General features: G+C 52.8%; 16 protein-coding genes. 5 read left to right on the top strand and 11 right to left on the bottom strand.

From position 1 onward, the window contains the following. Positions 1–158 precede the first annotated feature (158 nt). Both SH302x_RS24880 and SH302x_RS24875 read right to left on the bottom strand, forming a co-directional pair. Positions 159–1,691 carry a sialate O-acetylesterase gene (locus SH302x_RS24880; protein WP_479365645.1) on the bottom strand — a complete coding sequence of 511 codons (1,533 nt, stop codon included), beginning with the start codon at positions 1,689–1,691 and terminating at the stop codon, positions 159–161. Between the two features lie 139 nt (positions 1,692–1,830). Next, a complete protein-coding gene (locus SH302x_RS24875; protein ID WP_479365644.1) occupies positions 1,831–2,502 on the bottom strand; it encodes a DNA-3-methyladenine glycosylase in 672 nt (223 codons plus the stop codon). On the opposite strand from SH302x_RS24875, the gene SH302x_RS24870 reads away from it, so the two are divergent. Next, positions 2,486–3,739 (top strand): amidohydrolase family protein, encoded by a 1,254-nt coding sequence (locus SH302x_RS24870; protein ID WP_479365643.1) that lies wholly within the window; start codon positions 2,486–2,488, stop codon positions 3,737–3,739. The genes SH302x_RS24875 and SH302x_RS24870 overlap by 17 nt on opposite strands. On the opposite strand, the gene SH302x_RS24865 is transcribed toward SH302x_RS24870, so the two are convergent. Next, a complete protein-coding gene (locus SH302x_RS24865; RefSeq protein WP_479365641.1) occupies positions 3,725–4,846 on the bottom strand; it encodes an ABC transporter ATP-binding protein in 1,122 nt (373 codons plus the stop codon). The two genes, SH302x_RS24870 and SH302x_RS24865, sit on opposite strands and share 15 nt — an antisense overlap. A gap of 27 nt (positions 4,847–4,873) precedes the next feature. On the opposite strand from SH302x_RS24865, the gene msrB reads away from it, so the two are divergent. The 3 genes from msrB (at position 4,874) to SH302x_RS24850 (ending at position 7,162) form a co-directional block, all read left to right on the top strand. Continuing rightward, positions 4,874–5,542, top strand: a complete 669-nt coding sequence (gene msrB / locus SH302x_RS24860) for a peptide-methionine (R)-S-oxide reductase MsrB (protein ID WP_479365640.1) — start codon at positions 4,874–4,876, stop codon at positions 5,540–5,542. 208 nt (positions 5,543–5,750) lie between these two features. Then, positions 5,751–6,530, top strand: coding sequence for a hypothetical protein (locus tag SH302x_RS24855; protein WP_479365639.1), 780 nt, complete (start codon positions 5,751–5,753; stop codon positions 6,528–6,530). Between the two features lie 173 nt (positions 6,531–6,703). Next, a complete protein-coding gene (locus SH302x_RS24850; protein ID WP_479365637.1) occupies positions 6,704–7,162 on the top strand; it encodes a hypothetical protein in 459 nt (152 codons plus the stop codon). Positions 7,163–7,298: 136 nt separating this feature from the next. Here the strand turns inward: SH302x_RS24850 and acpS are convergent, their stop codons facing one another. From acpS to SH302x_RS24830, 4 genes are all read right to left on the bottom strand, one after another. Then, positions 7,299–7,706: a holo-ACP synthase gene (acpS, locus tag SH302x_RS24845; protein ID WP_479365636.1), complete on the bottom strand. Its 408-nt coding sequence runs from the start codon at positions 7,704–7,706 to the stop codon at positions 7,299–7,301. Between the two features lie 6 nt (positions 7,707–7,712). Next, on the bottom strand, positions 7,713–8,681 hold the full coding sequence (gene trpS / locus SH302x_RS24840; RefSeq protein WP_479365634.1) for a tryptophan--tRNA ligase: 969 nt from the start codon (positions 8,679–8,681) through the stop codon (positions 7,713–7,715). Positions 8,682–8,750: 69 nt separating this feature from the next. Further along, complete coding sequence (gene nusB / locus SH302x_RS24835) at positions 8,751–9,182, bottom strand: transcription antitermination factor NusB (RefSeq protein WP_479365632.1); 432 nt, start codon at positions 9,180–9,182, stop codon at positions 8,751–8,753. Positions 9,183–9,299: 117 nt separating this feature from the next. Beyond that, entirely contained in the window at positions 9,300–10,307 is a 1,008-nt protein-coding gene (locus SH302x_RS24830; RefSeq protein ID WP_479365630.1) for a bile acid:sodium symporter family protein, read from the bottom strand. 354 nt (positions 10,308–10,661) lie between these two features. On the opposite strand from SH302x_RS24830, the gene SH302x_RS24825 reads away from it, so the two are divergent. Further along, positions 10,662–13,964: a secretin GspD/PilQ domain-containing protein gene (locus SH302x_RS24825; RefSeq protein ID WP_479369315.1), complete on the top strand. Its 3,303-nt coding sequence runs from the start codon at positions 10,662–10,664 to the stop codon at positions 13,962–13,964. A gap of 81 nt (positions 13,965–14,045) precedes the next feature. Here the strand turns inward: SH302x_RS24825 and SH302x_RS24820 are convergent, their stop codons facing one another. The 4 genes from SH302x_RS24820 to SH302x_RS24805 form a co-directional block, all read right to left on the bottom strand. Further along, on the bottom strand, positions 14,046–14,465 hold the full coding sequence (locus SH302x_RS24820; RefSeq protein WP_479365629.1) for an anti-sigma factor family protein: 420 nt from the start codon (positions 14,463–14,465) through the stop codon (positions 14,046–14,048). Beyond that, on the bottom strand, positions 14,462–15,745 hold the full coding sequence (locus SH302x_RS24815) for a beta-ketoacyl-[acyl-carrier-protein] synthase family protein (RefSeq protein WP_479365628.1): 1,284 nt from the start codon (positions 15,743–15,745) through the stop codon (positions 14,462–14,464). The genes SH302x_RS24820 and SH302x_RS24815 overlap by 4 nt, the downstream gene beginning before the upstream one ends. Before the next feature lie 144 nt (positions 15,746–15,889). Then, the gene (locus SH302x_RS24810; RefSeq protein WP_479365627.1) at positions 15,890–16,690 is read right to left on the bottom strand and encodes an ABC transporter permease; all 801 of its coding nucleotides are present in this window, start codon (positions 16,688–16,690) and stop codon (positions 15,890–15,892) included. Then, positions 16,687–17,499, bottom strand: coding sequence for an ABC transporter ATP-binding protein (locus SH302x_RS24805; RefSeq protein WP_479365626.1), 813 nt, complete (start codon positions 17,497–17,499; stop codon positions 16,687–16,689). Before SH302x_RS24805 ends, SH302x_RS24810 begins: the two co-directional genes overlap by 4 nt. Positions 17,500–17,636 lie beyond the last annotated feature (137 nt).

The raw sequence follows: 17,636 nt of genomic DNA, 5'->3' as shown, positions 1-17,636 counted from the left end.
GGATGATGCAGTTCCTGGCAAAAGCACTATTGTAGGAAAGTGGTAGATGAATTACTACCTGCGGCGGTTTGTACGACGGCCTGGAAGTCCGTCGTACGATCCACTGCGACGGACTGGAAGTCCGTCGTACGTCGGTTTGGTTGTAACTTTCCCTCGCTCTACTGACGGTTCATGGTTACGCCGGGGCGATCGTCGGTGCGGAATGGAGTGAGCGGAAGATCGCTGGTATTGAACATGTTGACCACTGGATTGTCCGCCCAACCATAGCGAACTGCTGTTGGCATGGTTACCGCTGCGGCGGAAACACGAATGCGTTTGTCGCTCAGGATTTCGGCCACTGCTTTGACGAAATTGCCATCCTCGCCTGCGATGGTGAACCCGACGGGTTCCGCGACATCGAACGGGCGCCAGCCCGCTCCGACATGATCAAAGGTTAAGATGATACTGGAACCGTCAGCTTCCATAGACGCGTACCGAGGCGATTCGGCGGCGATGTCATAACCATACTCGTTCTTGAGAGCTAAACGCGCCAGGCGCCGTCCGACTTGGACTTTGTTGCGAGGGTGAATGTCTTTACCTTCGCCGATGTCGATGATGACGGCTTGCCCAACTTTCGACAGCTTATCGAGAGTCATGGTTTGGGCCTCGCGCAGTTCGGCCCATTCGCTTTCTCCGGGCTCTGTGGCTTCCTGTTTGAAATCGGCCAGTTGCACCCAGTAGAATGGGAAGTCCTGTCCCCAGCGCTGGCGCCAATGCGAGATCATCAGCGGAAAGAGTTCGCGGTATTGGTACGCTCGACCTGCATTCGATTCGCCTTGGTACCAGATCGCTCCTCGAACTCCATATCCGAGATGGGATTCCAAGACTCCATGATAGATATTGCCTGGACGATGATTGCCCGACATATTCTTTTGCAGAGCGGCAAGTCGCTTTTGTTCGTCCTCGGACAAATCGGTTCTTGACTTCAACGCATCAAATTCTTGAGTGTCTTTCTCCCAGCGAGCCATGATGCCTGCAAAGCGTGAATCTTCACTGAGCGTTTTTTGATCCACCCAAGCTTCTGCGGCAGAACCACCCCACGCGTTATTCACCAATCCAATGGGGACGTCTAACGTTTGATGCAGTTGTCGACCAAAGAAGTAACCGACAGCCGAGAAGCTCCCCACGTTTTGACTGTTGCAGACCATCCAGTTTCGGTCATGGCTCCAGACCGTGGTCTGCGAACCCACTTGAGGAAAATTGATCATGCGGATTTTAGGGTAATTCGCGGAGAGTTTTTCTAGCTCAAAATCCTCGCTGTTGCTCACGGTCCATTGCATGTTCGACTGGCCGGAGCAGATCCAGACTTCACCGGACAAGACATCATTGATGGCGATCGAGTCGCTGCCGCTGGTGATCTTGACTTGATATGGCCCGCCGGTGGGCAGTTCCGGCAGCGTTCCTTTCCAATTTCCTTGGTCGTCAGCTTTGCTGGTTGTCTTTCGGTCGCCAACCAGGATGGTGACATCCGCGTTCGCATCGGCCTTGCCCCAAATCGGGTTCTCTTGGGCCCGTTGGACGACCATGTGGTCACCAAAAACATTCGGTAAAGTAAGTTCAGCCAAGCATTGATTTAACGTGGGGAACATCAGGCTTGTTGTGCCAGCGACAATCAGCAAAGATTCTCGCACGGAAACTCGCAAAAGGCTCATAGAAAGACCTCAAAGGGGGGGTGGGAAGGAAGTCACGCGGTGGTGATCACTCGAAGATTATAAACAGCCCTGATTGGTTGTGGCTGGACAGGGCGATCAATTTCGAGAATTCCGCTGAGCAACGTAAAGCATAGGTTGCTTACCAGGCAAAGCCGGAAACGCCAGGAAACACGCTGCTGATTTCGCGGATGGGTTTTTGGGAATGCACACGCTGGCCCCCGCTGACGAAACGGTTGCCATCGACGAAGAATCGAAGCGGCAGTTCGCGAGCGGTGGAGATCCCGATCCGCGGCGAGATCCCGATCGTGAACTTTGGCCGCTGTGGTTTAGCAAGTTGAACGATACAGACCTGCGAGCTGGAGCACAGGTCGACACCGTCCCACTGGCGGCTGATTTGCAATGCTTGGCATAAGCGGCCAGGACCACGCATCAGCATTCGTAAATCTTGCCGGCCGGTCGACTGCTGCATCGCTTCTACTCCGAGCAAGGGCTGCATTGCTCGCAGCAAAACGGCTTGGCCTTGCCCTTCGCGGCCGGTGACGACGTTCATGCAGTACTTTGCATGGATGGGGTAGACATACAGCCGCCCTGCTCTGCCAAACATGGTCGCATTGGATTTGGTCACACCGCGAACTGCATGGCAAGATGGATCGCCGCGATCCAGATAAGCTTCGGTTTCTACAATCCAGCCTGCTAGCAGATGGGGTGGGCTCTGTACAATAAGCACGCAGCCCAGTAGCTGCCGCGCAACAATGGTTGCGCTGCGTTGATAGAAATCATAATCGAGTCGTATTGTGTCTTTGTGTAGCATTCGAGCAAAATGGATTATTCCAGCCGATGGGATGCCGATCCGCGATGGGTATGTCGTTGTATCCAACGGTATAATTCAAGCAATCGGAAATCAAGCTAATGGAGCCGTCATCGATCTAGGCAATAGCTGCTTGAGCTCGACGTTGGTGAATGCCCATTGTCACTTGGACTTGAGCGATCTTAAACAACCTATTGCATGGAACGGAAACTTCGTAGATTGGATTACCGCAGTCATTCAATTTCGGCGTCAATCGATGCAGCTACCCGAAGTGGAACGTCTCGCAGCGCAACGTCAAACGGTAACTCAAATGCTGCAGTCGATGGCTGAGCAAGCGACCGGCATTATCTTCGATATCGTAAGCAATTACGTTCCCGGTCAATATGATGTGGCCAGTAGCTTGGCTGTTGTGCCATTTCCCGAATTGATTTCGATCAATGCAAACCGAGCGGCCAGCACTTGGCAGATGATGCAAGATGCAAGGCAAGCTTTCGCGGAAGCGGTCGAGGGAAAGGCCGCTTGGTCGGGCATCAGCCCTCACGCTCCTTACACCACCGATCGGCGATTGTTGAAGCAAGCCGTCGAGCTTTCGCGCACAGAACAGATTCCGATCGCAATGCATGTCGCTGAAACGCGAGAGGAACTCAATTGGTTACGGCATCGAACAGATCCATTTGAATCGTTCTTAGCTGGCCATCGTGACGCAGCATTTCAAACGGCCAGTTTTCAAAGCGTGGATGAAGTGCTGCATCTTTTGGGGCAAGCGTATCGAGCGTTGGTCGTTCATGGCAACTACTTGGATGCATCGCAGATCGAGTTGCTATCGAAGCATCGGCAGAACATGGCCGTCGTCTATTGTCCTCGGACACATGCTGCATTTGAGCATGCAAGCTATCCGTTGGTAGAACTGCTCCAATCGCATGTGCCTGTGTTTTTAGGAACCGACTCTTTGGCTAGTAATCCTGATTTGAACATTTGGAACGAAGCCAAGTTTGTTCGCGACGCGTATCCAACACTGTGTGCCAAATCGATCTGGTCCATGATCACTTCGGAACCACGAGCGTTCATAGATTCCCAGGATCAGGGGCTGGCTGTTGGAAGTCCGGCTCGTTTTGCCAACTTCTTGCTGACCGAAGATGAGACTGTGGGGGCCGAGGAGCTAATTGACTATCTGTTACGCCATCACATCGGTCCCAAACGCTTTGCGCTTGCAGAAGACCGTCGATTAGTTGGGAGCTGAAATCGCAGCTTGGGATGCCGCATCAAAGAATAAGATGTTGGCGGAAGCAATGGAACAGATCACGTTTTGTTGCGGCGTTAGCTGGACGCTAGCCGTTGGTCTTAAAGCAAGGATTGAAAACTCGTGGTCACACTTTAACGAGACCAGTTCCCAAGCGCCCAGGCTGCGAATTTTGTGTACGCGAGCTGCGAATGAAAGTGTGTTTGCCGGGAACGCTGCGGTTGCGGTCGCCTCATGATGGTTGGGATGGATTTCCACGTGTTCAGGCCGCACGCCCAAAATCAATTGGTCGGGGCAAATGGCTACTATCGAATTGGGAGCAGGCAACATGACGATTTGTTCGCCGATAGGTACGGTAAGCCGCGAGTTCATGGCTCGGGCGGAAAAGAATTGCATCGGCGCGGTACCTAGCAAGCGAGCGATGGCTATCGTCTTTGGCTTGTGGTAGATATCTGTAGGGATACCAATTTGAGCGATCTCGCCATCGAGCAAGACGGCGATGCGATCGGCTATCCGCATGGCGTCATCGCTGCGGTGGGTGACATAAACGATGGATTTCGACTCCGATTGGAGTAAATCAAGTAGTGGAAAAAGCTCCTGCTTGCTCGAATCATCCAGGTGGACAAAAGGTTCGTCCATTAGAGTGATTGAGCGATCAGCGGCAATGGCGCGAGCGAGCGAAAGCCGTTGGAGTTGTCCGCCAGAGAGCTGATGAGGGTATTGATCACCGAAATTTGCGAGACCTGTTCGGTCAAGGATGGTTTGAAGAGCTTGCGTCTGGTTGCTGCGCGATTGCGTTTTGGCTGCTAGCTCCGTTTGTAAATGCCGCCGTACGGTCCAATGGTCGTAGTAGTTGCCGCTTTGGAATAATAGTGAGATGTCGCGTTTGGCCGGGGGCAGTGACTGAAAATCTTGACCTAAAATAGAAATGGTGCCCGAATCGATCGGACATAGACCGGTAATTGAGCGTAATAAGGTCGTCTTTCCTGATCCGCTTGGTCCCAGGATCACCAAAATCTCATTTTTGTAGGCAGCTAGGGAAAGATTGCGTAGAATAAGGGGTGACCCAAGAGCTGGACGCACAGAGAGTTTTTCGATACGCAGCATTGCATTGTTTAATCGAGGGGGAAGCAAATGACTGATACTGTAGCAAACGCGGGCCAACCCAGTGGCATGCATCGCACGCGCTGGCTGAAGATTTTCCTTTGGGCCATTCCTTTGGGACTGGGAAGTCTGGCGATTGAAAGTGCGGTTAGTTGGGCGGACGATCCGATTCGCAATAGTCCTAAATCAATTACCGAAGAGGACGCGGAGTTGAAGCCGGATGACAAAGTGGACTACAAATCGATTCCCGATTCCGAGTGGCGAAAGAGGCTAACTCGAATTCAATTTTCGGTTACTCGCAAGCACGATACCGAGAAGGCATATACAGGCAAGTATCATGACTACAAGAAAGATGGAGTCTATGTCTGCGTGTGTTGCAGCCAACCATTGTTTGATTCTCAAGCGAAATTTGACTCAGGGACCGGATGGCCAAGCTTCTATCAACCGATCGAGGCCAAGAATGTGGGCAAGGCGATCGACAACAAGCTAGGTTATTCTAGGGTCGAGATTCATTGCAGTCGCTGTGATGCTCATCTTGGCCACGTATTCAACGATGCACCGCAGACACCGACGGGGCTGAGGTTCTGTATGAATTCGGCATCGCTCAATTTTTTGGATCGCGATAAGGTCAAACTTGATCAATCGCAGCAGGATCCGAAGGCCGCCAAAGCAGCTGCCGACTCAGCGATTGCGGAATAGATCGCGCGTGGATATTCCATGCTAAGCTGTGCCGTCTAGGCAATTGGGCCTTCTCAATCGTGCAATCCTTGCACGCTTGTCGATGGTTCGGGTCAAGCTGACTGTCGAAAGCTTCCGAATAACCAGGAGTAAGTCGATCCCCGACAATTTTGTCGGTCACCCCTTGGATCGACTTTTTGAAACACTGTTACTTCCGAAGGTGACACGGATGTCCCGAGTTAAGCTAGCGTCACTTGCACTGTCAGTTACATTCTGCCTGTCTTCCAATGGAGAAGCTCAGGAGAACGTGTTCCGATTGCCAGTGGAAAGCAGCTCCGACGTCCAGTTCGTGCCAGCTTCTTCAAACCGGGGAGTGGTGAGCTTTATTCAGGAAACGGATCCGGCCGCCACTGCTCCGAGCGTCGAATCACCAGGCTCTGCGACTCCCACTTCACCGGAACGCGTGCCCGCCGATCGCTTGAATCTACTTCCCAAGCGTTCCAAGGATTCCAACGACGTGACCGGTATCCCGGAACCCAAAGTGGCGCGGCCACCCATAGCCTTGGATGACATCAAAATTGCGGACCTATCCTTGGTCGACGTGGGGACCGGCGAGTATCCCGACGATGTCACGACCGATCGGCTGCCTGATTCGGTGCCGCTGCCGATGGGTGCTGAACGCGGATTGATCTATTATCAAACGAAACCTTGGGTACCCGGTGGTTTCTACCATCAACCGTTGTACTTCGAGGATGCGATGTTGGAGCGCCATGGTCACCAACGTTTTCCTTATCTGCAGCCATTCATTTCAGGGGCACGATTTTTCGGCAGCATTCCGCTCGCCCCATACAAGTGGACTTTGCAGAGGCCGTTGGAAGACCGACATACGCTGGGGTCTTACCGACCCGGAAGTCCGGCACCGATTTTGCGTCAAAGGCTTCCTTATGACGAGACGGCGATTCGGAACCAGATTGGTGCATCGGCGGCAGCGGCGGTTGCAATCCCTTAAAAGGGCGACAATCCTACAGCTTAACGCTTTGTGAAATTTTTTTCAAAGAATGTTCAAAGCGAAGCCCTTTTGCGGGTGACCCAAGACACGTTTCGTTCGTATAATGAATCACGAGTTCACGGCAGGCTATCTTAACGGCATTCTGCTCGCCGCTGTATGGAAGGGTATTTGAAATGACGCCCAGTATTGATCCAGTTCAGTTTCCTCGCCAAATATGGCAAGCGGTCTCCGACCAGGCACGTCGCTGCTTGATGCGGAAGGATTTTTGTCCTGACCATTCACGCATCGAGAACCTGCGGTGCGTTCACTTGAATGAAGAGACCGATACACAGTACGGCCAGCAGGTTTGGTTTTTCGAAGCAATCGGTATCGACGCACAAGGTCGTCGCCATTTGCTTTACGGTGCACTCGAACTTTCTATTCAGTATGGACTGTTGGAAGCCAGCCAAACGGCTCTCTTTCAGGACATTGAACAGCGTCAGCAATTTTTGCGACGCGAGTTACGTGAGCAACCTGCCAGCCCTTGGTCGAACCAGTCCACTCAGTTTTGGGTACGTACGACTTGTTTGTCGGTCCTTGTGGTTTCGTTGCTGTGGATGACCACTTTGGTGTCGTATTTGATTGCAAAATAGATTTGCGATCAGCATTTTTCCCCCCGAGACTCTCTCTCAAATCGAGCCTCGATTTTGTGGCGTTATTCCGCAAACACTTGTGGGGTTTCTTGGATAGTCGAACCGCACGAAATCGTCTGTACAAAAATCGGCTAGCTCAGCCGATCGCGGTGGCGTAGGCCACGGCATGCGAGCGACAGTGAGAAATCGAAATCAAAATATTCGCGATGTTCAAATTGTTAGCGATTTCTGCAGCGCGATTGTATAGCAAAATGGATGGAGAGCCCGAGGCGGCGTTGGTCGTTTCGATGTCTGTCCAGCGAATCCCTTTGGACCAGCCTGTGCCCAAGACTTTCAGCACAGCCTCTTTCGCCGCCCATCTACCCGCGTAATGCTGGTTGCAGGAACGTCTGGCTGAACAATAAGCGATTTCATGTAGCGTATAGACACGGTGCAAAAACAGTTCACCATGCCGCTCGATCATTTGGGCGATACGAACGCACTCGATGATGTCTGTCCCAATACTCAGGACAGCCCCGGTGCCAGGTTGCGCTTTCCAACTCATAGGGAACTATCCATGGGCAAGGCCGCACGCGTTTTTGACTCGTGCTAGAACTTCGCCAGCCGCTTTACGAGCTCTTGAGGCACCGTCTTTCAAGATCTGGTCTACTTGCTCGGGAGCTTGTTCCAACTCGCTGCGTCGCGCTCGAGCGTCCGCGAAGAAGCTTTCTGCGGCATCGGCCACTCGCTTTTTGATGTCGCCATATCCGAAACCGCCGCGTTGGTAGATGGCGGCTACTTCCTCAATTTCGGCTGGTGAACCGACTAATTTGAGAAGCGCGAACAAGTTATCGGTCTCAGGATCTTTCGCGGCTTCCATGGGACGCGAGTCGGTGGCAATTCGCATGATCTTTTTGCGAGCGGCCTTCACGTCTTCGAAAATGGCGATTGTGTTGTCATAGCTCTTGCTCATTTTTTCGCCGTCGGTGCCAGGCACCTTCGCGGTTTCTCGCATCACTCTGGCTTCGGGCATGACGAAGGCTTCGCCATAGTGAGCGTTGAAGCTGCGAGCCAGATCGCGGCATACTTCGATATGCTGCACTTGGTCTTCACCGACAGGGACCCAGTTGGCATCGTAGGCCAAAATGTCAGCAGCCATTAAGACAGGATAAGTGAACAGACCGGCGTCGGCTGTGATGCCACGAGCCTTTTTGTCCTTGTACGCATGGCATCGTTCCAGCAAGCCTAGCGGTGTTCCCGTCATCAGAATCCAACACAGCTCGCTCACTTCAGGCACATCCGATTGAACAAACAGCGTGGCTTTCGCAGGGTCTAGTCCCAAAGCCAATAAATCCAATGCAGCATCACGCACATTGGCCGCTAAGACTTTTGGATCTCGCACGGTCGTCAAGGCATGTAGGTCTGCAATAAAGTAAAAGCCTTGGTGTTCATGTTGCAGGTCAATGTATTGGCGGATCGCGCCAAAATAGTTGCCCCAGTGAAATCGGCCGGTGGGCTGAATGCCCGATAGGATGCGCATAGCTCGTTTCTTTGAAGTTGCTTTGGAATGACAGAGGGGACACAGCCAATTTGGCCTTGCCGCTCTAGCTTAATTCGCCGATTCGGACGCCACGGCTTCGGACTTCATGCGGATTGCACGATCCAAGATTCCATTGACGAAACTACCCGAATTATGGTGGCCGTAACGTTTGGCCAGCTCGATGGCTTCGTTGATAACAACACGATCGGGCACATCCGCGTACAGCATCTCATAAGTTGCCAGTCGCAAGATATTTCGATCGATGGTCGACATCCGTTTGACCGACCAATTCACCGCGTATTCCCCGATCGTTTTGTCAATCTTATCTCGATGACGACGCACTCCTTCCAGGATCTCTTTGGCAAACGCAATTAGCGGTTTGTTACCCAGCAATCGTTTGGCAAAGAATCCATCGTCGGTGGAAAAATTGCGGGTCGGGTTGAGGTCGTCTTGGTAAAGAACCTGCAGAACTATTTCTCGTGCTCTTCGTCGAGTCGTCATTGGCTACTGTTTTGATGGAGTGAACTGTTTCAGGACGTCAATGATGCACTGACGGAGGCAAAGTTGCAACTGCTAAGCGAATTTCTGATTCGATTAGCTGAAAAGCGGTGGGAACGCTCACTGCTCTTGAAGGTGTTTTTCGGAAGCTCGCTTCCATTTCCCAGCAATGACGGCATCTACTAACAACTGGAGCACATGGTAGGCCACCAGCGGCAAAATACTTGCCCCGGCGTCGATGGCGAGTTTTAACCCAACCATCAGTGTTTTTTGGCTACCGCCGATCGCGACTGCAATTCGTTGCTCACGGCGTACACCGGTCCACTGCGCAGTGTGCCACGCCAACGCCATCGCCGCTAAATGCAGCGACAGGACAATCACGCAAGCCAGCACGATCCAAAAAACAAAAGACAACGCCGCCGACTTTTGGTCAGCGATGCGTTGCCCCATTTGGATCGCGCCGATGAACACCATGCACAGGATCCCGATTTGGCACAGCACGCTGAGCTTCGTCTTCGAATGTTCCGCCACAGATTGGACCACCCGCGAGCGACGCAAACCCTGAGCGATCAGGATCGGGATCAGGATCAAATAAAGCAAGCTGGCGACCAGTGCCCAGGTGTCGAGATGGATTTCGGTCTGAATCAATGCAGACATCCAAAAAGGTGTGACCAGCACGCACAGGCCACTGGTAATCAACGTAATTAAGATCGCGACGGTCTCGTCTCCGCCGGCTCGGCGCGTCCAAACCGCCGACGAGGCAACGGTGGATGGCACAACCGCAGCGACGATCACTCCATTGGCCAGTTCCAGCGGCAGCACCCTGGCAATCACGGCGGCCATGATAGGCAAGGCGGCTAGGTTAACGGTTGATCCCAGGATGGCTGGCCAGGGCCGCATCAACGACGCGTGGATCGACTGCCAGGGGATGGGCAAAGCCATCAAAAACATGACCGCGAACACAATCGTGTTTTGCAGCCATTTCTGCTCCACAATAGGTGCCAGGCACCTATTGGCTAGGCTGCCGACAGCGAGTACCAATGCTAGCGAAAGTAAGAACCAGTTTTGTTGCAGTCGATTGGACCAAGCAGACCGATCGGTTAAGGGCGCAGAGGGGGGCAAATTCACGAGGGGCTTTCGTAAGGGTTCGCAGTATTCGCAAAAAATGTGGATCGTATCATCGCGATGATATTGACTTTCATCGATTTCTCTAGCTATTCCTCTCACTGCTAGCAACGTCGTGATGTTGAGTTGCAGCGGTTGCGCATTTGGTAAGCCAGGTAAGTGCCGCTTCAATCTATTTTGCCAGCATGGTTGAAATTTCTCTGACAAGACGAACAAGGCGTTAAGATTGTCAAAGTTTATTCAATCCGGCGATTTTAACATCCGATAGATAGATGTGACTAGCATCGTTTTTACTAGCTACCTATCCAAAGGGTAGCTAACTTCACACCGTCGCGAAAAAGGAGTGTCGCGTTGAAAGTGAAAATACCGTTGGGCAGCTTGCGACTCCTGTCGGCAATTGCCGCGGGCGCTTCGCCAATCCTTTTTAGCGTTGCTGCTGTGACTGTGGTCGCGACAGACTGCCAAAAATTGCAGGCACAGATTCAAGTGCCGCCTACTTTAACAGCCGCCCCCGTCAACGGGGCCACCGCTGCAACAACGCCGCCAAGTAATTCGGCTGGCCAATCGAACACCTCACCGCAACTACTTGCGACACCAAATGCGCCTGCTGCGCAGCCAAACCCGGTCCGAGACCGAGCAGTGGCACTTGCGGCAGAAGCAAGGTTAGCACTCAGCCGCGGCGATGTTCAAGCTGCTCGCAACTTAATCGATCAAGCGAACGCTCTCCATGTGCCTGAAACGGCGTATGCACCCAACCAAGTTCGTCCATGGCAAGTCGCGATGGATATTGCTCGGGTCGAAATGCAACGCAACCCTGCTCTCCAGCAGAACCAAGTGCAGCCCGCCGCAGGCCAAATGCCTGTAGCGCCGGTCGCCGGTTCGCCTATGCACACCGGTGCCTACCAAGCGGGTAACGATGCGACGCAGGTTCGACCTGCCAGCAATCTGCAGTTCGCAGATACCGCCACAGATACCGCCGTCGATACTTCGCTGAGCGGAGAAGAACTGTACCGACAAGGTGTCGAAGCACTCACGGCTCAAAACCGTCAGCGAGCTTTGCAACTGTTCTCGGCAGCATGGAAAAAGGAAGCGGAAATGGATCCGCTCACCCGAGGACAACTCAAAGATAAACTTACGCTGTTGACACAAAACGCGGGACCCGAGCAAATCGCTCCTCGCGAAATGCCACCAGCCATTCAAGCTGCTTCACAAGAGCAAGCTTTGCTGAGACAAAAAATGTTCCGCGAAGTTACGACGGAAATCGCCGAAGCCGAGCGAATGGTCAACGACCAACCGCTGCAAGCTCTCGATCGACTGAAGTCGCTGCGTCAACGCGTCAGCCAATCATCGGTTGATGGTGGAGCTCGTAAAGAATACCTCGCGATGGTTGATCGCGTGATCAACAACGTCGAAGCGTACGTCAAGCAGAACGAAGCTGCGATCAATCAGCAGCAACGCAATTCGCAAATTGAAAAAGGTATCGTCGATAAAGCCGCGAAAGAAGCACGCGTCAGTGCGGAAGTCCAACGCTTGGTTGATCAATACAATCAATTGAACGAAGAGCTGCGATTTGCCGAAGCGGAAATCGTCGCCAAGAAGGTCGGCGAGTTGATGCCAGATTCGGAACTGTCCACCGTCATGGTCACTAAGGCTAAAATTGCACGACGCAATTTTGACAACAAGACCGTGAAGGATATGAAGTCGGAAGGCTTCCTGGACATTATGCACGCGACCGAATTGGCGGCCGTGGCACCGAACCCTGATCAGCCGTTGGTAATGCCAAGCTTAAGCGATCTGGAAAAAGCGATGCGTCGATCGACTGGCGAAGGCATCCAAGTTTCGCCTGCCGAACGCGTGATTCGTGAGAAACTTATGGAATCGGTTTCGGTTAGCTTCCAAGGACGACCATTGTCCTATGCGGTAGAAACCATCGGACAGATGACTGGTATTCCAATCATCATCGATCCTGTGGGGATGTCGGCCGAAGGTTTGACCAACGAGCAACCTGTTTCGCTGGAGCTAAACGGAAACTCAATCTCGCTGCGTAGCGCCTTGAATCTGTTGCTCGAACCGCTGAACTTGACTTACCTAGTCAAAGACGAAGTGCTGCAGATTACCAGTCGCCGTACGATCAAGAAGCGACGCGAAACGGTCGCTTACAACGTGGGTGACTTGGTGATTCCGATTCCAAACTTTAGTGCCGGGAATTCGTCTCCTTTTGCCAGTGCATTGGAGTCTGCTTATCAGACACAAACCGGTTTTGCGTTGGTGCAAAACCAAAACGCCACGACCGCTGCGAAACTAGCGATGGGTTCACAGGGCATCAATCCAAACGCAGGTGCGTTAGGTCAAGCGATGCCTGGTGGATTCGGAGGTGGAATGGGCAGTCCACTGCCTGGCAACCTGATGGGTGGCATGGGTAGCGGCATGGGCGGCGGTGGCTTCGGCGGCAACGGCGGAGCGATGGGTGGTGGAGCGATGGCTGACTTCGGTACGCTGATCGACTTGATCACCAATACAATCCCGGGCGAATGGGATACCGATGATACCATCAACCAGTTCCCATCGAACTTGTCGTTGATCATCAACGCTCCATTGGAAACGCACGAGCAGATTCAAGCCTTGCTCAAGCAACTGCGTGCTTTGCAGAACCTGCAGGTCACGATTGAAATCCGCTTCATCACGTTGAGCGATACGTTCTTCGAGCGTATGGGTGTCGACTTCGACTTCAACATCGATGACAACAACAGCACACGGCCAGGTTTGTCGGGTGTTGGATTGTCGCGAGATGACCGCGGGCCATCGACTTCCTTCGGTTTGTCCGGTGGAATCAACGGCTTCAATACGGCACCACAAATTACTTCCGATCTGGATTTGCAGTTCCGGCAAAACAACTTTGCCAATGCGATCCCGCCAGGGTTTGCTAACTTCGATCCAACCGCGGGTGCTTCCTTGGGCTTTGCCATCCTCAGCGACATCGAGATGTTCTTCTTCTTGAACGCTGCTCAGGGTGATACACGAACCAACGTGATGCAAGCTCCGAAGGTTACGATGTTCGATGGTCAGTCTGCGACAGTTACCGACGGTGCTAACGTACCGTTCGTGACGGGGTTGACGCCAGTCGTCGGAGATTTCGCCGTCGCACAGCAACCGATCATCGCGATTCTTCACGATGGGACGCAGTTAACGGTGCAATCAGTTGTTACCCAAGACCGACGCTTCGTCCGAATGACTTTGGCTCCTTCGTTCACCACGATTACCGACCGCGACCGCCAGTTTACCTTCACCGGTTCGACATCGTCCAACTCGGGTACTCAGGTGACTGGACCTAACGGACAGCCACTGCCTGGTAACGATAACGAGCAACGTAACTTTGTTGGTTCGACCGTTCAGTTGCCAACCTTGAGCAACACGTCGATCAACACGACCGTGGTTGTACCTGACGGTGGAACGATTCTGTTGGGCGGTATCAAACGCCTGTCGGAAGGTCGTACCGAGCAAGGTGTGCCGATGCTCAGCAAGATTCCTTATATCAACCGCTTGTTCAGCAACGTGGGTGTGGGCCGCACAGCCAATACCTTCATGATGACGGTGACTCCGCGAATCATTATTCCGGAAGAAGAAGAAGAACGGGTACTGGGATCGTCCTCGTTGCCTTAAGCTGAGTTGAATCTCTGCTAAAGAACTAAAACAGGCTTGCGTGATTATCATGCAAGCCTGTTTCGCATTATAGACAGCCAATTACTCTTGGTCGGCCGGACGTCGGCGTCCTACGCTGCTTTCAAAGTAGCGGCTTCTGCGTTTTTTCGAAGCCGACTGTTGCTCAGGAACCTGCTCATTGGCCAAATCGTTCAGGGAACTTTGGCAATACTGGCATCCGATCTCTTGGATATGGAATTGGATGTACTCAAACTCTGCTTCATCCAAAACGCCCAACATGAAGCTCCCTAATCGTTCTCGGTCAGGGCAACTGATTCTATTTCGACGCCAAATTGCGGCCATGGAGTGGACGCCATGATTCTCGCGATTAAGAATCGTTTGCATCCGAGCCTGCAACTCAGGGTCAGTCCGCAGTGAGGCTTCAATCTCCGAAAGTTGGTCCGGAGGCAACTGCTCATCTAAGAACGCTAGCAGCATTGCATCCGTGACACTTCCACTCATGAGCGAAGCGCTCCCACTGCAAGCGTCACGTTCTGGCCACCAAACCCAAAGCTGTTGTTCAATGCATACTTCAGTTTCGATTCGCGAGCCACGTTGGGAACGTAATCCAAGTCGCACGCCGGGTCCGGATTCTCGAGATTGATCGTAGGCGGTAGAACTGAGTCTCGAATTGCAAGCAAGCACATGATCATTTCTGTCACACCCGCTGCAGCAATCAAATGTCCCATCATGCTCTTGGTGCTGGAGACAGGCACTTGACTGGCGAAATCGCCAAAGACCGACTTGCAAGCGAACGTCTCCGTTTTATCGTTGACCGTGGTGCTTGTTCCGTGTGCGTTGACATAGCCGATGTCTTCGATATTCAGTTTGGCATCGCGAATGGCTTGAGTCATGCAGCCGATGGCTCCGCGACCTTCCGGGTGGATGTCGGTAATACGATAAGCATCCGCAGTGGAACCATAGCCCAAGACTTCGCCGTAGATAGTCGCCCCTCGCTTCTTGGCTTGTTCGTACTCTTCCAAGATGACGATGGCAGCGCCTTCTCCCAAGACAAATCCATCACGATCACGGTCAAAGGGGCGCGAGGCTCGCGTTGGGTCACCGTTTCGGGTCGATAATGTGGTCAGCAGGGAGAAGCCCGTCAAACCAAACGGATGGATCATGCTGTGAGCACCGCCAGCAATCATGATGTCGGCGTAATTATTGCGAATCAACTCGGTCGCTTCGCCAACGGCTTGTGAGCTTGCTGCACAAGCGGTCAGGCAGTTTGCGTTGGGGCCCTGAGCATCGAAATGAGCGGCGATATGAGCCGCAGGCATGTTGGGCTCTTGTTCCAGTTCTGCATCGGCATCCAGCAGTTCCGTCCCGCGTTTTAGGAAGGCCGCCAAGTCGAAATCGCCATTCTGGGTGGCGACCGCCATCATCGAAGTAAAATTGTAGAAATCTTGGTTGCCTTCGCCGGCTCCCATGTAGACCCCGATGCGCCGCGGGTCTAGCGCACTATCCAAAAAACCGGACGCTTTTACCGCCTGAATAGCCGCTCCAATGGCAAATCGAGAGTGACGACCGCGGCGCGACCATTCGGCTTCGTCCAGGCCATAATTGGTCAACGCATAGTCTTTGACTTCGGAAGCTATCGTGGTCGGATATCCTGCAGCGTCAAAAATCGTGATGGGACCGACTCCACTGCGGCCAGCCAACACGGACTTCCAAACGGTTTCTGGATCATGACCAAGAGGATTCGTCATTCCAATTCCGGTGACGACGACTCGCCGATTCATTAACTAAACTCCTAAGGGGGAAATGCCAAATTCGCTGGCGACGATCGCGTAATGCCAGATATTCTAGCCGGCGCTTCTTCAGACAGCTTTGGCTATTCTAGCAGTCTTCGCCAAAAGCGTAAGGTTTCGTCGCGCCCGTTCTATTTACAGCTTTCCACGCGTCCATTTCGATAAAACCGTGCGGCTAAGCAGTTGAGCGAAACCGAAAAAGCCCAACCCCAGTACCGTGGTCGCCGCCACCGCCGCGATCAAACCCGAAGTGTACTGCCGCGCCTGCCAGTGCGTGATCAGCGTCCCCAGACCATCGTATTGCCCACTGTTTCCCACGAAAAACTCGCCGACAATCGCCCCGATGACCACCAGTCCACTACTGATTTTCATACCTAACGCCCAACTGGCAATCGAACTGGGTAAGCGCAGTTTCCATAAAGTCTGCCATCGACTAGCCGCATAAACTCGAAACAAATCTTGCTGCAACTTGGGTACAAACAACAAGCTGTTGGTGGTATTGGATACCACTGGAAACAGCCCAATGATCGTCGCGACCAAGACAATGGTCCGGAAATTATTGCCCGACCAAATGATCAAGAGCGGGGCGATCGCGACTATGGGCACGGTCTGCAAAAAAATCACATACGGAAAGAAGGCTCGTCGTATCCAAGTCGACAGACTGAAAATGATCGCGATCAGCAATCCAACGACCCCACACGCCACAAAAGCGCACAGCGCCGCCAGGCCGCTGATATATGTCGCTTTGACCAAGGCATTCCATTCAACTTTGGCAGATTCGATCACCGCCAACGGGGATGGCAATAAGATCTTTGGAATGGCCAGAAGTACCACCGCGTAATGCCACAACACCAACAACGCGGCAAAGACCACCGCAGGTGCAATCAACTCTTTTGATCTAAACAACAGGTTTTTAACCAGCGGGTGCTTCATCATGGATTGCTTCCTGCTTCCAGCATGCTTCCTGTCTCCAGCAAGGTGCTTACTTCGCCATAACGCCGCGCAAAAGCTTCCGAAGCTCGCAGCTCCCGTCTTCGCGGGTACTCAAAATCAATATCGACTAAGTGTTGGATCTGGCCTCGATTCATGACACCGATGCGATGCGAAAGATAAAGGGCTTCCGCAATGTTGTGCGTAACAAACAGAATGGTGATGGCTTGCGTGGACCATAGTTTCAGCAAGAGATCATTCAGTTGATTGCGCAGTACGTCATCCAGCGCGGCAAACGGCTCATCCAGTAAGATCACTGTCGGCGCAGTGACTAAAGAACGTGCCAGTGCCACTCGCATCTTCATGCCACCGGATAGCTGATCGGGATACTTGTGATAATCGCTTGGCTTAAGCGAAACGGCTTGAAGCATCTTCTCTATTTGTGCGTTCGCTTCACGTTTATCCAATCGTTGGGCCAACTCCAGCGGCAGCGCGACGTTCTGCCAAGCGGTTCTCCAGTCCAGCAGTGTTGCTTCTTGAAAAACAAAACCGATACGTTGTGCATCGGCTTCTTGATCAGACGTCCCCAGTTGGATTTCTCCCCGCTCAATCGATTGCAAGCCAGCAATCGCTCGCAGCAAAGTGCTCTTTCCGCACCCGCTGGGCCCCAGCAGCGTCAGAATTTCGCCTTGCCGGACGTCCAAATTCAGTTGACTCAACACACTTTGTGACGAGCCCGACGCGGCTGGAAACGAGACGCTGACATCCCTGCATTGGATGAGATTTGGAGCGATTGCGGCGGTTTTAACAGTCATCGGGGCTGGAATCATCAGGCGAAGTACATGCACAAGCGGTTTGGTTGAAGCAATCAGTCCGCTTTATCTTACCGGCATGACTAGTTTCTTTAAACGGACCTGCCTGCCAGACCTAATGTTTCAGGCAGTCGAACTCT

Source organism: Njordella calcicola (genome assembly GCF_056494125.1).
Note: the sequence above shows the minus strand (reverse complement) of the source record. Positions and strands in the feature narration are given on the sequence as shown.

Bases quoted from the DNA above. Each gene is read 5' to 3' on its own strand.
- SH302x_RS24810 (WP_479365627.1), bottom strand. From the start codon at position 16,690: ATGATGAAGCACCCGCTGGTTAAAAACCTGTTGTTTAGATCAAAAGAG.
- SH302x_RS24865 (WP_479365641.1), bottom strand. From the start codon at position 4,846: ATGCTGCGTATCGAAAAACTCTCTGTGCGTCCAGCTCTTGGGTCACCC.
- SH302x_RS24850 (WP_479365637.1), top strand. From the start codon at position 6,704: ATGACGCCCAGTATTGATCCAGTTCAGTTTCCTCGCCAAATATGGCAA.
- SH302x_RS24875 (WP_479365644.1), bottom strand. From the start codon at position 2,502: ATGCTACACAAAGACACAATACGACTCGATTATGATTTCTATCAACGC.
- nusB (WP_479365632.1), bottom strand. From the start codon at position 9,182: ATGACGACTCGACGAAGAGCACGAGAAATAGTTCTGCAGGTTCTTTAC.
- SH302x_RS24880 (WP_479365645.1), bottom strand. From the start codon at position 1,691: ATGAGCCTTTTGCGAGTTTCCGTGCGAGAATCTTTGCTGATTGTCGCT.
- msrB (WP_479365640.1), top strand. From the start codon at position 4,874: ATGACTGATACTGTAGCAAACGCGGGCCAACCCAGTGGCATGCATCGC.
- SH302x_RS24805 (WP_479365626.1), bottom strand. From the start codon at position 17,499: ATGACTGTTAAAACCGCCGCAATCGCTCCAAATCTCATCCAATGCAGG.
- SH302x_RS24820 (WP_479365629.1), bottom strand. From the start codon at position 14,465: ATGAGTGGAAGTGTCACGGATGCAATGCTGCTAGCGTTCTTAGATGAG.
- trpS (WP_479365634.1), bottom strand. From the start codon at position 8,681: ATGCGCATCCTATCGGGCATTCAGCCCACCGGCCGATTTCACTGGGGC.
- SH302x_RS24815 (WP_479365628.1), bottom strand. From the start codon at position 15,745: ATGAATCGGCGAGTCGTCGTCACCGGAATTGGAATGACGAATCCTCTT.
- SH302x_RS24855 (WP_479365639.1), top strand. From the start codon at position 5,751: ATGTCCCGAGTTAAGCTAGCGTCACTTGCACTGTCAGTTACATTCTGC.
- acpS (WP_479365636.1), bottom strand. From the start codon at position 7,706: ATGAGTTGGAAAGCGCAACCTGGCACCGGGGCTGTCCTGAGTATTGGG.